Raw genomic sequence first — 12,864 nt, 5'->3', positions numbered from 1 at the left:
GTCAGATCAGATAAATTCGTCGGACAATTCGGTGGGGATAACGGTCAGTAAAGCACGCTGCCCCAGGGCCACCTTAGCGTTAGGGAAAATAATGGCTTCTCCCTCAACTTCGGCGCGTATTTCTTCACCACCATCGTGGCCAAGTAACTCACCTTTAGCAAAGCCCGTGAAGTTAGGCACATCGTCAGAAAAGGTGAAGAAGAAGTCTTCATGATGGCGATTAATGGTGCGATACACAGAGAATAGCTCAACGTCTTCTGCACGCAGTGGCGGATAGCTCACCTCATTTTGGCTGATCAAGTTCGCCAAGGTCACCTTGGTCTTTTCAAAGCGGGCCATATCGTTTTCACCAAATGGGCGCACCTTACCCAATTCAATGGTAAAGGCATCGGCACCAAAGTGACGCGATGAGAAATAGCTAAAGGTAGAGGCTGGCTCGGCCATGAGTAACACGGTTTGTACGCCACAGCTTAGTAAGAACTGCAGCTGTTCGCGCTTGTGCGGTTTGCCGTGTAAATAGGGGTAAACGGCAAACTTTTCATTTTTTGAGTCGCGAATCGCGGTATGCAGGTCATAATGGGCGCGATAACGGCCCTCGCCTGGCGCTGTAAAAAACGCTTCCACATATTCTTCGAGCTTTTTCGCACGCTCACGCTCTGGGTTGGTTACCTCGCCAACGCTGTGTTTGCCACAAAACAGGCGATTAAGGTTTTCATCAACAAAACGCTCGCCAATATTAATGGACTTGGGATTGCCAAAGATAAACATTACGCGATGAGTCAATTCCAAGGTACCGGCAATAATAGCGCGGATCAGCTGATCGCAGATTTCAATGGGCGCAGTTTCGTTGCCGTGCACGGCGCTGGAGAAGATAAAATCCTTGTGGCCACAGTCCTTCGGCTCGAATTGGATCACCCCAGTGTCAAGGACCTTTACATGAGTACCATTATCAAGAGTGAACTGCTCTGGCGCCAAAGTGAATTCATTTTCTCGGGTAATGCCGAGGAAGTCGCCACTTTGCTGAAGACGTTGTAAATACATAATACACCTTCTCGATGTGCTGCCACCGTCTGGTGGCAAAGTTTAGATAGCAAAAAGCCAGTCAAACGACTGGCTTTATATAAAAATTGGGATTAAGCAATGCTGGCGTTAACCAGCTCAACGGCGGCTTGTTCTAATTGCGCCAAATGCTGCTCGCCCTTAAAGGATTCAAAGTAGATTTTATAGATATCTTCGGTGCCCGAAGGTCGCGCCGCAAACCAACCATTTTCGGTGACCACCTTAAGGCCACCGATAGCGGCATGATTGCCCGGCGCTTCGGTCAACTTAGCGATGATAAGTTCGCCAGCCAACTCGGTGGCCTTGATATCCTCACCACTAAGCGCTTTAAGCTTTTGTTTTTGCTCAGAATTTGCAGGAGCATCGATGCGTTTGTAAAGCGGCTCACCAAACTTGGCGACCAAGTCGCGATAATACTGCGACGGCGATTTGCCGGTCACCGCCAAGATCTCAGCGGCCAACAGGCCCATGATAAAGCCGTCTTTATCCGTACACCACGCTGAGCCGTCGATGCGTAAAAACGCCGCGCCGGCACTTTCTTCACCGCCAAAACATAAAGCACTGCTGTGCAGACCCTCTACAAACCATTTCATGCCCACCGGCACTTCAACCAGCTCTTTGCCATGGCTGGCCACCACCTTGTCGATAATAGCGCTTGATACCAAGGTTTTACCCACTTTAACGTCTGCCGGCCAGTCACGATGCGTTAACAGGTAGTCGATAGCCACAGCCAGGAAGTGGTTAGGGTTCATCAAACCATCTTTGGTCACTATGCCGTGACGGTCATAGTCCGGATCGTTGCCTATACCTATATCGAATTTATCTTTAAGGCCGATAAGATTGGTCATGGCGTAAGGTGACGAGCAATCCATACGGATTTTGCCGTCCTTGTCTTGCGGCATAAAGGCAAAACGCGGATCAACTACATCGTTCACTACGGTCAGGTTCAGACCATAGTGTTTGGCGATTAGCGGCCAGTAATTGATACCCGAGCCACCCAGCGGGTCAATGCCTAAGCTAATGCCAGATTTGGCGATAGCCTGCATGTCCACAACGTTGACAAGATCTTCCACATACGGGGTTTGCAGGTCCACATACTTGATAAAACCGGAACGCACCGCCTTTACATAAGGAAACAGCTCGACTTCAACTAGGTCTTCCGCCAGCAGTTGATTCGCTCTGTCTTCAATCCATTTGGTGATTTCTGTGTCCGCCGGGCCGCCGTTAGGCGGATTGTATTTAAAGCCACCATCCTCAGGAGGATTGTGTGACGGCGTTACCACTATGCCATCAGCTAATTCGCTTGGGTGCGCCTTATTATGGCTGACCACGGCGTGGCTGATCACCGGCGTTGGCGTGTAGTCTTCCCCTTCCTGGGTAATAATCTGCACTTCATTGGCAACCAAGACCTCAATGGCGGAATTAAACGCCGCCTCTGACAAGGCATGGGTGTCTTTGCCCAGGAACAAGGGACCGAAGATATTGTTTTGTTTACGGTAATCACAAATAGCCTGGGTAATGGCGAGAATATGCGATTCATTAAACTGGGTATTTAAGGAGCAGCCACGATGGCCCGAGGTACCAAATGCCACACGCTGTTCAGGGTATTGCTCAACATCGGGCTCGTGCAAATAATACGCACTCATCAGTTTAGGCACATTAATTAGCTCTGACTGAGGAGCGGTTTTTCCAGCGTTTGGGTGAACGGCCATGCTTGGTTCCTTATAGATAGTCGCGAATGATTTCAGCTTGTTCTTTGCTATAACCTAGTTCCAACGCCACTTCATGCAGCATCATTTTCTTGCGCGTGGTGTTAGAGTTGGTCATGACCCAGTAGGGGCTGTCGTCTATATTCTTTGGATTCAGGCTGCTGCCGCTGGCTTGGAGCTCTTCTTTGCTGGTAGCAAAGTAGCGACGATCACGACCCTTGATATTCAAAACACGCTCAAAGGTGCCCTTGTGACTGCGATGAAACGCTGCCAGAATAAATAAGAAGCGACCCACCACACCTTTTTGCATCGCCAGCTCTTCTTTATTCAGAATATCGAATACAGAGCCCTGATCACTGGCCTGCTCTTTTGCTGGTGCACTTGGTGCAGGTGAGGCTGTTTCGGTCGTTGCCATAGCTGGCTTGTCTGTCGAGGCAACTGGCGTTGCGGGCGCTGGGACCGAGTCGGCACCGGCATTGTGCAGATTCAATAAACGACGCAAAATAGTGGAGGCACTCTCGCCAATACTTTGGGTGTTACTGGCGATATATTGATATAGCTCGTCGTCTATTTCTATTTTTTTCATGATATTCCTGTCATTACTGCCGTGTCTTTCACGCATGGCAGAATTATACCCAAGTTAAGTGAATAAGCTAGGGCATACAGATCATCATATCGGCATTATCATGCCTGTTGAATCACCATCAAGGTTGCAAAAAGGCCCTTAGCTCGGGCACAATTCCTGCGTTTTTCTAACCCCAAATTGGCATATCTATGTTACTTAATTATGAACAAAGCGGATTAAGTGCCACACAGGCACCGAGCGTTATCGTTATCCATGGCCTGTTTGGCTCACTCGACAATTTAAAGGTGGTTGCCCGGGCACTGGGCGAACACTTTCATGTAGTTAATGTGGATGTGCGCAACCACGGCCGTTCATTCCATAGCAAGGATATGAATTATCCGGCCATGGCCGATGACATTATCGCCCTGCTCGCACACCTGGGCATTGAAAAAGCGCATTTGGTTGGCCACTCCATGGGCGGTAAAGTCGCCATGCAGGTCGCGCTCACTAAACCCGAATGCGTTGATAAGCTTGTGGTTTTAGACATTGCGCCGGTTGCCTATCACTCCCGTCATGACGCCATCTTTAAAGCATTACAGGCAGTGGCCAACAGCGCCGTACACTCGCGCAGCGAAGCCGATGCACTGATGAGCGAATATATAGATGCTATGGGCGTGCGTCAGTTTTTGGCCAAGAGTTTAAGTAAAACAGACGCCGGGACGCTGAACTGGCAATTTAACCTGCCAGTTCTCAGTGCAGAATACCCGCAAATCCTCGGAACTCCAGTTGCAAATGATTCTTGTTTGTGCGATACACTCTTTATCAAGGGCGGTGACTCTGATTATATCGAAGCCGCGCACCGCGATGAGATTATGCGCTTGTTTCCCAAGGCCAAGGCCAAGGTGATTCAAGGTGCTGGGCACTGGTTGCACGCGGAAAAACCGGTGGCGGTTAATAAGTCCATAGTTGATTTTTTAACTCGTTAATCCATATCAATAAATTAAAGTGCTAAAGGCACTATACTGATGTGAGTCGAAACGCGCATTATGCCTAAATTATTCATTTTTTATGTGCTACAATGCGCGCCGTTTTCCAAATAGGTAGCAGTAAATGGTCGACCAATTTATAAATGGACTGGATACCCTTGGGTTATATTTTGGCCTTGCTGGCATCTTCTTCTTTATCGGCATGGCTATTCAAGACGTTTTGAAAAAAGGCAATGTGCCTAAATTTGGCCGCTACGTGGTATGGCTTGTATTATTTTTAGGCTGTTCCGGCTTTATCGCTAAGGGCCTGATCCAGGTGTTTTGGCAAGGAGCAGGTGTGGGTTAACCATGGCCAAGTCAGAGCAAGATAGAACGACACTCGATTTATTCGAGTACGAGCGACGTCCGGGTCGTCCGAAAACAAACCCGCTCCCACGGGAGTTACAGTTAAAAGTAAATAAGCGAAATCAGCTTAAGCGCGATAAAGCGCGAGGCTTAAAACGCGTCGAATTTAAAGTTTCATCACAGCTGTATCAAGCACTAAACGATATGGCGGATGCGCAAAATATTAGCCGCAGTGCGTTGATTGAAACCATTTTGCAAGAACGATTGGCTATAGATACATAAAAGGTTATTTATTCATGGCAAGTGTAGGTATATTTTTTGGTAGCGACACGGGTAACACTGAACACGTAGCAAAAATGATCCAAAAAGAGCTCGGCAAGAAATTGGTCGCCGTGCACGATATCGCAAAAAGTAGTAAAGAAGAGATCGCAGAGTTTGACCTGCTGCTATTTGGTATCCCTACTTGGTACTATGGTGAAGCTCAGTGTGACTGGGATGACTTTTTCCCTGAACTAGAAGCCATCGACTTTGAAGGTAAACTTTGCGCCATCTTCGGTTGTGTGATCAGGAAGACTATGCCGAGTACTTCCTTGACGCCATGGGCATGATCAACGACATCATCACCGAGCGTGGTGCCATCGTTGTCGGTCACTGGTCTACCGAAGGTTATGACTTCGAAGCGTCAAAAGGCATGATTGATGACAACCACTTTGTGGGCCTGGGTATCGACGAAGACCGCCAGCCAGAGCTTACCGAGCAACGCGTGAAGCAGTGGTGCGCACAAATTCATGAAGAAATGTGCCTGGCCGAATTAGCAGACTAAGTCTTTGCTGGGCAAGTTTAACTTGGCTTTACACTTGCCCTCGAAGCACGTTATTGTTAATTTTTAAATGCGTCGCGCGCACCAAGGCAAAGTCCGCCTCAGGTGCACAAAAAAGAATCATAATTGAGAACAAGTTGAATGACTGATCATAACCTAGAGCTCAAAAAAGCAGGCCTCAAGGTCACGCTTCCGCGGATTAAAATTTTGGAGATCCTCCAATGCCCTGATAACCAACATATCAGCGCCGAGGATGTCTATAAAATCCTGCTCGATAACAGTGAAGAAATCGGTCTGGCAACTGTGTATCGCGTCCTAAACCAGTTTGACGATGCCGGCATCGTTACCCGCCACCACTTTGAAGGCGGTAAATCAGTGTTTGAGCTTGCGGGCTCGACCCACCACGATCACCTGGTGTGTTTAAAATGTGGTCGCGTAATCGAATTCGAAGACGAGATGATCGAACAGCGTCAGCTTGAAATCGCCAACAGCAATGGCATTAAATTAACCAACCACTCACTTTACCTGTATGGCGAATGTGTGGACACGGATGCCTGTAAGCAATACGCGTTAGAAAACGGCTAAACAGCCATTTTCGCTGACATTAAGCCTGCCCAGCGCAGGCTTTTTTGTGCCTGTTTTTAAGATGTTGATAATGCGGCATTAAGGTGTTTTGCGTGGGTTGCGGTTATTTCCAACCTTGAAGCCATTGCTCTTGGCTTTTCAATTCAGTCCAGTCTATTAAATACTCGTTCTTAGACAGAACTGCTTCCAATTTACAGGAAATCACAGCACCCTCCTCGTCGAACTCAATTTCTGATACTAAGAAATGCTTTTCTCGATTCATCGGCTTAACTGCTGTCCACTTACTATGGTGTAATTTAGCCGGGTTAATGCGATTCATGCCCACTCCATAACATTGTGACTGTATTTGCAAACAACGTGTTTTACGAAGGTCTTAAGAATAAAGTTCAGTAATTTTGAACCTTATTAGAGAGAATACCTTATACCGTGGTGCGGACGCATGTTAGGCGATATAGCTTTGTGCCAGCACTTAAGCTGTTTCATTTTCTGCGATGCGCTCAAAGCGAAAATAGGCAAATTTCTGCACCCTTTGGGCCGGGGTGATATGCTCCTCTGTTCGCTCCTCAAGCAGCCTGAACTCCGGCCCAAGCTCAGCTATCAGCTTTGCAGCATCATATTGAACTATAGGCAATCCGCTGCATTTTTCAGGGCCACCGATTGCAAAAGCAGCAATAATTAGATGACCGCCCAGGCGCAGAGTTTTTTTCAACGCCCCCACGTAACGCTGACGCTCTGCAGCGTCCGTTAAGAAGTGGAACACCGCCCGGTCGTGCCAAAGTGCAACCCGACTATCCGGCGAGAAAGCGGTAACGTCAGACTCAAGCCAATTGACCGCGCCGGCTTTTTCTCCCAGACGCTTTGCCGATTTAGCCAATGCCGCACCGGATATATCCAGAACGGTAAGATTTGTGAACCCCTGATCGATCAGTTGGTCGACCAGCACCGACGCTCCCCCACCTACGTCTATGATCGGAGCAGAGGGTTCGAGATGACTGTTGGCTATGAGTTCAAGGGAGAGGGCCGGCTTTGCTTGAAACCAGCTGACTTCAGTCACTTCTTTGTGCGCATAGACGTTTTGCCAATGAGCCTTTCTATCAAACTCTTGCACTTACCCCTCCAGAATGAAATTGGTCTTCCCCATCAAAAGTAGCACAAGCCCGTTGTTTGGCGTCCTTTGGTTTCGGCGCTTGTTATGTGCACTTTTAATATGACTTTGGCTCATATGATTTAGGCTCGGGAAGCAAAGGAGGTGTTGAATCAACATAAGTTAAAAATGACTGCCACAAAACAGCCGTTCTTTGATAAGTTAATTCTAATTTGCAACCCAGCCCCATAGCAGTCCTGATGGTGCCATCACGCCAAGTGTCATAAACTGCTCCACAATGTGCTTCGCGATAACTCAACCAGGCGTCCTGGCCTTTTTGAATTGCAGTTGCTGAGACATTGTCTTGTGCATATCTCTCTAGGCTCTTCGCCAAGTACTTAGCCATTGCCTTCTCAGCCGCCACCAGATCTTTATGCATACACTGGTTAATCGCGAGTGTCGTCCACGCTTTTTCGCAGTCTACTGCTTCCTCAGCGAAAGCGAACAAAGGGATAAAAAGTAACAGGGGCACTAATTTTTTCATTGCTTCTCCATGTGCGTATAACTCCGCGCTCTGCGGCAAATTTGGAGCGCAGCGGACGATTTGTCCGGCTGCAGCGCCTTGTTAAGGCTTGCCATATCTCCGCATGATTGAATCCGCAAGGTGACTCCCTGCGCTAACTAATCGAGCCAATACCCTTATGTTTTCCTTACACTGTTCATCTTCTACGGGGGATGGGTAGTTCATGGTGTGATCTATTTCCCCCCACACTTCTTCTAACAGGGTCCGAACTTGAACCTCACATGTTATTGGGCTTCTTTCATTTGGCTTTAAAACATAGTGGATGCTCGTGTAGAAACTGTCCTTTTGTTGAGTTTGTATTTCAAGAGAGTTAAAGAATTTATTTGAATCTGGATCCCAAGTATATGCTTTTGGATCTTCAAATAAGCAGAAATCACCGTCCTCGACTTTTTTCATTATCTCTTTATGGATAGTTTCAAACTGTTCTTGATGTAGGTGAAGAACTCGAACGCCCGCCATGTCTGTAATTCGATCAAACAAATTACCCCCATTAATAGGGCCCAGCTGTTCCGGTTCTGGCTTTTTCTCATCTTCCTGATTTTTTCGTTCGACCTTTTCAATAAGGTGCTCCACATCTTTTAACCTATGGCGAATCGAATGCACAACACCTTTTAGTGACCGAGCCTCGAAAAAGCTCCTCACAGTCTTGTAGAATAACTCAAGAGAGTCAAAATTCTTATCATAGACATTAAGAACGTCTTTGTATTTTTCTTTAAGCTCCTGACCCATTAGTCATCCAACCCCTCTAATCTACTTAGAAGATCCTCTGCGAAGGAATGATAGAGAGCTCGTTTTTCGAAATACATCTCACGATTACCCGATATAGTAGGCCTGTCCGTAGAGAGTAAGTTTGTTTGATTTGGGACTTCCCAGATGGGCACTCTATATTTCTGCGCCATTGATGGAAGGGTATTGTGCGAGTGCATAACAGACTTATTGCCTATAGGTGAACCAATAACCTTTTCGTCTAAGTGGTCATAACATTCTGCAGGTATATGCGTTTTTATTGAACTCGGCAGTCGATTTACGTATGAATAATGTGCTGCTGCAAGATCAAGCTCATTTTGACCAGTATATTTCTTTGCATTGTAGATTGTGAAGCCAAGAAATTTTACAAAGCTCTTTGGAAATACAGCTCGTTTTTTGTCAGGTAGCAGGCTATACATCGTTTCAAATTGATTTTTCCAGGTTTTAAGTGCTTGGCCGATATTGGTAATACCGAATGTTGAGAACATGTCCGGCATACAGGGCACAAAGAAACCAGTAGACATCGATATGAGAATTCTGTTTAAAATTCCCAAACTCGGAGATGTATCAATTATTACGTATTCATAGCCGTATTTATCTCCTGCTTCTAGACAAATATTTCTAATGCTTGTTATTACTCTTAGAGCTTGAGGTTCGCCTAGAAATGCATCGCTCCAAGATTTTGATATTTTGTCTTCATAAGAGTGAAGGCTTAATCGACCGGGAATCAACCCTAAATTATCATTGATTTCATAGACGCTTCCCAAGCTGAATGACTCAAATACACCATCTTCAATCGGCTTAAGTAAACAATGAATTGATCTTGGTTTCTCGACGAATTTTTCAAAGGATTCACCTGATTCTTCCAAGGCAGATTGGAAATCCTCAATGTATGGCTCTTCCTCTGTCCAAAGCTTTTCCAATTCCTCAGGAGAAATGCATTGTAGAGTCAAATTAGATTGAGGATCGAGATCAATCATTAACGTTTTCTTACCCATCTCTGCCAAGGCACAAGCCAAGTGAAAGCTCAGGGTAGATTTACCTACACCACCTTTGTTGTTAAATACTGATACGATCTTCAATTAATATTCCTCACTTGATAATTAGTGTGCCTTAACAGCTTATTAGTGCGAATTCCCAGTTAAGGAAGTCATCCACAACCCTAACCTTTCCCACCAATTAAATTTTTATTCAATAATAGCAATAAGTTATCAGGTGTTTTGTTCACACGCAATCGAGAAACGAGCCAGAAAAAACGTGCCTTCACTTATTCGAGCCTTGCGTGGCTGGCTATGTAATCTATTTTTGCCACTTAATATCGGTAACCTATCTCTTATTACCACATAATCGAGCCGTTTTTGTGTATTACATAGCGTGCCAAAACAAGCACAATTGACGCGTTTTTACTTATCCGCGTTTTTGAGAATGTGGGGAGAAAGTCTTGTTATGACACCGAGCCGAGCATATGTTCGCCCCGGTGTCAGAATCGGAAATAAAAGGTATGGCTGTGCAATACTAAAGCGCTTTAGCCGCCATAAAGCTCGCTTAAATAGGCTTTGGCGGCCTCATGCCAGCTAAAGCGACATTCTCTGGCATTTGCGCATAGCTGTTGCCAGCGCTGGGGCTGATCTTTGTGCATGTCCAGAGCGCGAGTAAGGCACGCCAGTAACTGCTCACCTTGCTCTGCTGGGCTGTCGCCATTAAATACAAAGCCGTTCTCTCCTTCTTTGACCGTATCCTTTAAGCCACCAACACCGTGCACCAGGCAAGGTGTGCCGCTACGCAGGGCCATCATCTGGCTGATACCACAGGGCTCAAACGAGCTTGGCATAAAGAAGAGCTCACACAGCTCATAGATGGCGTCGCTAAGCGCCAGGGAGAACCCATTGATAAAGAGGAAGTTATCATGTCTGGCCATGGCTTGAGTCAGGAGCTGCTCATAATAAGAGTCGCCAGAGCCGAGCATAATAAAATGCTTTTGTTCTTTGGCCAGTTCATCAAGCACCGCATTGATAACCAGGGTTCCAGGCGCAGGCGTTGCCAAAGGCTGTGCCAGCAGTGCGACCTTTTGCGACGTCACCCGTCCCACCGAACCCAACCAGGGCTTAATTTGCAACTGCTGCCATTGCTGCATGCGTACATGGGCAATATAGTGGCCGCTACTCAGCTGTGGCAGCTTGGCCATGGCCGCAAACAGCGCCTGCTGCGTTAATGGCCAAAGCGCCTTAGGCGGATAAGAAGCGGCTTCTTGTTCATAATCGCAGCCGTTTAATATGCCAACCAAACGACCTTGCTGATGGGCCTTTTGCAACTCACCCTCTAAGCCCTCACCGCCGATAAAGCCCCGCTCTGGGTCGCTCGGTTGCAATACTTCCTCAACATACGTTGGCGACACCAAGTGAATTTTATCGCACAAAGTAATGGCCGCACGCATCGGGTTATAGCAATGCTGATAGTGAGGATCGCAGATTTGCTGTCCGTCGTAACCCAACCAGGGAAACCAGGTTTGCAGCGATGACTCATCGCCGCTAAACGGGCGCGTGCCCTGCAGCGCCAAGTTATGCACGGTATAAACGGTGCGCAACCCTTGCAAGCACTCATACTGAGGCGCAAACGCCCTTAGCACCGCCAAGGTGGCGCTGTGCCAGTCATGCAGATGCAGCACATCCAGTTCGCCAAAGGCACCCTGCTTTATCGCCTCGGCCACCCCCAAACAAAATAATGCGAACTTGCTGGCATCTGCAGCAAAAGGGCGATTATCCGTGTCATTGTGATACACCTCGGCGCTATTAAGCCAAGGATGACTGAGCACATAGTGAGTGACCCCCTGCGCCACCAGCACCCGATATAAACTTAAGGTCAATTGATGGCCGGCAAAGTTCACCGAGTATTGACCGCAAAGCGTGCGCTCGGCCAGTGTCAGACAGGCGTACTCAGGAAGCACCACCTGCACCGACGTAGCTGATGCACTCTTGATACGGGCCAAGGCTGTTGATACCTCGGCAACCACATCGGCAACGCCGCCCACCTTGGCGCCGCTGATGGCGGCGCTTTCGCTACTTACAAATAATACTGCACTCATAACAACTAGGCCCTTTGCTGCGCGCCGCTGTTGGTTTTGGCCGCCAAGGCCGCGAGCATATCTCTGGTCACCAGCACGATGCCGTTTGTTGATACCCTGAAACCGTTGGCGCGATCCTGCTCGTGATCTAGGCCTATGTGTAAGCCCGCCGGTATCTTACAGCTGCGATCGATAATCGCCCTTTTGATCCGGCAATTGCGGTTTACCACAACTCCGGGCAGCACCACGGCCTCTTCAATTTCACAGTAAGAATGCACATAGACATTGGAGAACAACAGGGATTTACGCACCCTTGAACCGGAAATAATACAGCCGCCTGAAACCGTGGAGTCCACCGCCATGCCGCGGCGTTCGTCATCATCGAAGATAAATTTTGCCGGTGGCAGTTGCTCCTGATACGTCCAAATAGGCCAGCTAGGGTCGTAAAGGTCAAGCTTTGGCTCTGGCGATACCAACTCCATATTCGCCTCCCAGAAAGAGTCCAATGTACCCACATCACGCCAGTAAGGCTGACCAGACATATTCGGGTCGGTAAAGGGAAAGGCAAATACCTTATGCTGGTCGATAATGGCGGGGATAATGTCATGGCCGAAGTCACGGCCCGAGCCCGAGTTTTGCGCATCCTTGTGCAACTGCTCAAACAGGAACTCGGTATTAAACACATAGTTACCCATCGAAGCCAAACAGCGACCCGGTTTACCTGGAATTTCATTGGGCACCGGAGGCTTTTCATCAAAGCGACGAATTTGATTATGTTCATCCACCGTCATCACCCCAAAGGTATTGGCAGCGTCCTGGCTGTCCACCTCGATGCAACACACAGTCATATCGGCGCCGGTTTCAACGTGCTTGGCTATCAGTGCGCCGTAGTCCATGCGATAAACATGGTCGCCGGATAAAATCATCACGTAGCGAGGCAGTTCATGGCGAATAATATCCATGTTCTGGAATACCGCATCGGCGGTGCCACAATACCATTCGTCGCCATAACGCTGCGATGCCGGTAAAATCTCCACCGACTCACCCAGTTCCTTTTTAAAATGCCCCCAAGCGCGCTGCACATGGCGAATAAGCGAGTGCGACTTATATTGTGTTGCTACCCCCACGCGACGAATACCCGAGTTTATGCAGTTTGACAGCGGAAAGTCGATAATTCTGTGTTTGCCGCCAAAATACACCGCAGGCTTGGCGCGCCAGTCGGTTAGCTCGTGCAAACGCGAGCCTCGGCCACCGGCGAGGATCAGCGCATAGGTATCACGGGTCAGATTACTAATATAGCGATTGGCATAACTGGGCATA

At 47.8% G+C, this 12,864-nt stretch carries 14 protein-coding genes and 1 pseudogene; 5 read left to right on the top strand and 10 right to left on the bottom strand.

The genetic code is table 11. The features are described from left to right. Positions 1 to 6: 6 nt before the first annotated feature. The 3 genes from astE to seqA all read right to left on the bottom strand — a co-directional run bounded on the left by astE (position 7) and on the right by seqA (position 3,354). Entirely contained in the window at positions 7 to 1,041 is a 1,035-nt protein-coding gene (astE, locus tag C2M24_RS05575; RefSeq protein ID WP_199775694.1) for a succinylglutamate desuccinylase, read from the bottom strand. 92 nt (positions 1,042 to 1,133) lie between these two features. Continuing rightward, complete coding sequence (gene pgm, locus C2M24_RS05570; RefSeq protein WP_105213594.1) at positions 1,134 to 2,771, bottom strand: phosphoglucomutase (alpha-D-glucose-1,6-bisphosphate-dependent); 1,638 nt, start codon at positions 2,769 to 2,771, stop codon at positions 1,134 to 1,136. Positions 2,772 to 2,781: 10 nt separating this feature from the next. Next, entirely contained in the window at positions 2,782 to 3,354 is a 573-nt protein-coding gene (gene seqA, locus C2M24_RS05565; RefSeq protein WP_105199878.1) for a replication initiation negative regulator SeqA, read from the bottom strand. Between the two features lie 188 nt (positions 3,355 to 3,542). On the opposite strand from seqA, the gene C2M24_RS05560 reads away from it, so the two are divergent. From C2M24_RS05560 to fur, 5 genes and pseudogenes are all read left to right on the top strand, one after another. After that, positions 3,543 to 4,319: an alpha/beta fold hydrolase gene (locus C2M24_RS05560; protein WP_105199877.1), complete on the top strand. Its 777-nt coding sequence runs from the start codon at positions 3,543 to 3,545 to the stop codon at positions 4,317 to 4,319. A gap of 124 nt (positions 4,320 to 4,443) precedes the next feature. Further along, positions 4,444 to 4,665 (top strand): DUF2788 domain-containing protein, encoded by a 222-nt coding sequence (locus C2M24_RS05555; RefSeq protein ID WP_105199876.1) that lies wholly within the window; start codon positions 4,444 to 4,446, stop codon positions 4,663 to 4,665. A 2-nt stretch (positions 4,666 to 4,667) separates the two neighbouring features. Further along, positions 4,668 to 4,946: a LexA regulated protein gene (gene ybfE, locus C2M24_RS05550; protein WP_105199875.1), complete on the top strand. Its 279-nt coding sequence runs from the start codon at positions 4,668 to 4,670 to the stop codon at positions 4,944 to 4,946. A gap of 14 nt (positions 4,947 to 4,960) precedes the next feature. Then, positions 4,961 to 5,487, top strand: a pseudogene (gene fldA / locus C2M24_RS05545) (flavodoxin FldA). A 138-nt stretch (positions 5,488 to 5,625) separates the two neighbouring features. Then, the gene (fur, locus tag C2M24_RS05540) at positions 5,626 to 6,069 is read left to right on the top strand and encodes a ferric iron uptake transcriptional regulator (RefSeq protein WP_105213593.1); all 444 of its coding nucleotides are present in this window, start codon (positions 5,626 to 5,628) and stop codon (positions 6,067 to 6,069) included. 103 nt (positions 6,070 to 6,172) lie between these two features. On the opposite strand, the gene C2M24_RS05535 is transcribed toward fur, so the two are convergent. From C2M24_RS05535 to glgC, 7 genes are all read right to left on the bottom strand, one after another. After that, positions 6,173 to 6,388 carry a TIGR02450 family Trp-rich protein gene (locus C2M24_RS05535; protein ID WP_105213592.1) on the bottom strand — a complete coding sequence of 72 codons (216 nt, stop codon included), beginning with the start codon at positions 6,386 to 6,388 and terminating at the stop codon, positions 6,173 to 6,175. Between the two features lie 150 nt (positions 6,389 to 6,538). Further along, entirely contained in the window at positions 6,539 to 7,177 is a 639-nt protein-coding gene (locus tag C2M24_RS05530; RefSeq protein ID WP_105213591.1) for a class I SAM-dependent methyltransferase, read from the bottom strand. 94 nt (positions 7,178 to 7,271) lie between these two features. Further along, on the bottom strand, positions 7,272 to 7,697 hold the full coding sequence (locus tag C2M24_RS05525; protein ID WP_105213590.1) for a lysozyme inhibitor LprI family protein: 426 nt from the start codon (positions 7,695 to 7,697) through the stop codon (positions 7,272 to 7,274). Between the two features lie 81 nt (positions 7,698 to 7,778). Continuing rightward, a complete protein-coding gene (locus tag C2M24_RS05520) occupies positions 7,779 to 8,465 on the bottom strand; it encodes a RelA/SpoT domain-containing protein (RefSeq protein WP_105213589.1) in 687 nt (228 codons plus the stop codon). Beyond that, positions 8,465 to 9,565 (bottom strand): ParA family protein, encoded by a 1,101-nt coding sequence (locus C2M24_RS05515; protein WP_105213588.1) that lies wholly within the window; start codon positions 9,563 to 9,565, stop codon positions 8,465 to 8,467. The genes C2M24_RS05520 and C2M24_RS05515 overlap by 1 nt, the downstream gene beginning before the upstream one ends. A 443-nt stretch (positions 9,566 to 10,008) precedes the next feature. Further along, positions 10,009 to 11,565: a glycogen synthase gene (locus C2M24_RS05510; protein ID WP_105213587.1), complete on the bottom strand. Its 1,557-nt coding sequence runs from the start codon at positions 11,563 to 11,565 to the stop codon at positions 10,009 to 10,011. 5 nt (positions 11,566 to 11,570) lie between these two features. Beyond that, positions 11,571 to 12,863: a glucose-1-phosphate adenylyltransferase gene (gene glgC, locus C2M24_RS05505; RefSeq protein ID WP_105199866.1), complete on the bottom strand. Its 1,293-nt coding sequence runs from the start codon at positions 12,861 to 12,863 to the stop codon at positions 11,571 to 11,573. Between the last annotated feature and the right edge of the window lies 1 nt (position 12,864).

This window comes from Pseudoalteromonas sp. T1lg22 (genome assembly GCF_002964645.1).
Classification (GTDB): domain Bacteria; phylum Pseudomonadota; class Gammaproteobacteria; order Enterobacterales; family Alteromonadaceae; genus Pseudoalteromonas.
This window is presented reverse-complemented; position numbering and strand designations above follow the sequence as displayed.

Bases quoted from the DNA above. Each gene is read 5' to 3' on its own strand.
- C2M24_RS05525 (WP_105213590.1), bottom strand. From the start codon at position 7,697: ATGAAAAAATTAGTGCCCCTGTTACTTTTTATCCCTTTGTTCGCTTTC.
- glgC (WP_105199866.1), bottom strand. From the start codon at position 12,863: ATGCCCAGTTATGCCAATCGCTATATTAGTAATCTGACCCGTGATACC.
- seqA (WP_105199878.1), bottom strand. From the start codon at position 3,354: ATGAAAAAAATAGAAATAGACGACGAGCTATATCAATATATCGCCAGT.
- C2M24_RS05555 (WP_105199876.1), top strand. From the start codon at position 4,444: ATGGTCGACCAATTTATAAATGGACTGGATACCCTTGGGTTATATTTT.
- C2M24_RS05520 (WP_105213589.1), bottom strand. From the start codon at position 8,465: ATGGGTCAGGAGCTTAAAGAAAAATACAAAGACGTTCTTAATGTCTAT.
- pgm (WP_105213594.1), bottom strand. From the start codon at position 2,771: ATGGCCGTTCACCCAAACGCTGGAAAAACCGCTCCTCAGTCAGAGCTA.
- astE (WP_199775694.1), bottom strand. From the start codon at position 1,041: ATGTATTTACAACGTCTTCAGCAAAGTGGCGACTTCCTCGGCATTACC.
- fur (WP_105213593.1), top strand. From the start codon at position 5,626: ATGACTGATCATAACCTAGAGCTCAAAAAAGCAGGCCTCAAGGTCACG.
- ybfE (WP_105199875.1), top strand. From the start codon at position 4,668: ATGGCCAAGTCAGAGCAAGATAGAACGACACTCGATTTATTCGAGTAC.
- C2M24_RS05560 (WP_105199877.1), top strand. From the start codon at position 3,543: ATGTTACTTAATTATGAACAAAGCGGATTAAGTGCCACACAGGCACCG.
- C2M24_RS05510 (WP_105213587.1), bottom strand. From the start codon at position 11,565: ATGAGTGCAGTATTATTTGTAAGTAGCGAAAGCGCCGCCATCAGCGGC.
- C2M24_RS05535 (WP_105213592.1), bottom strand. From the start codon at position 6,388: ATGAATCGCATTAACCCGGCTAAATTACACCATAGTAAGTGGACAGCA.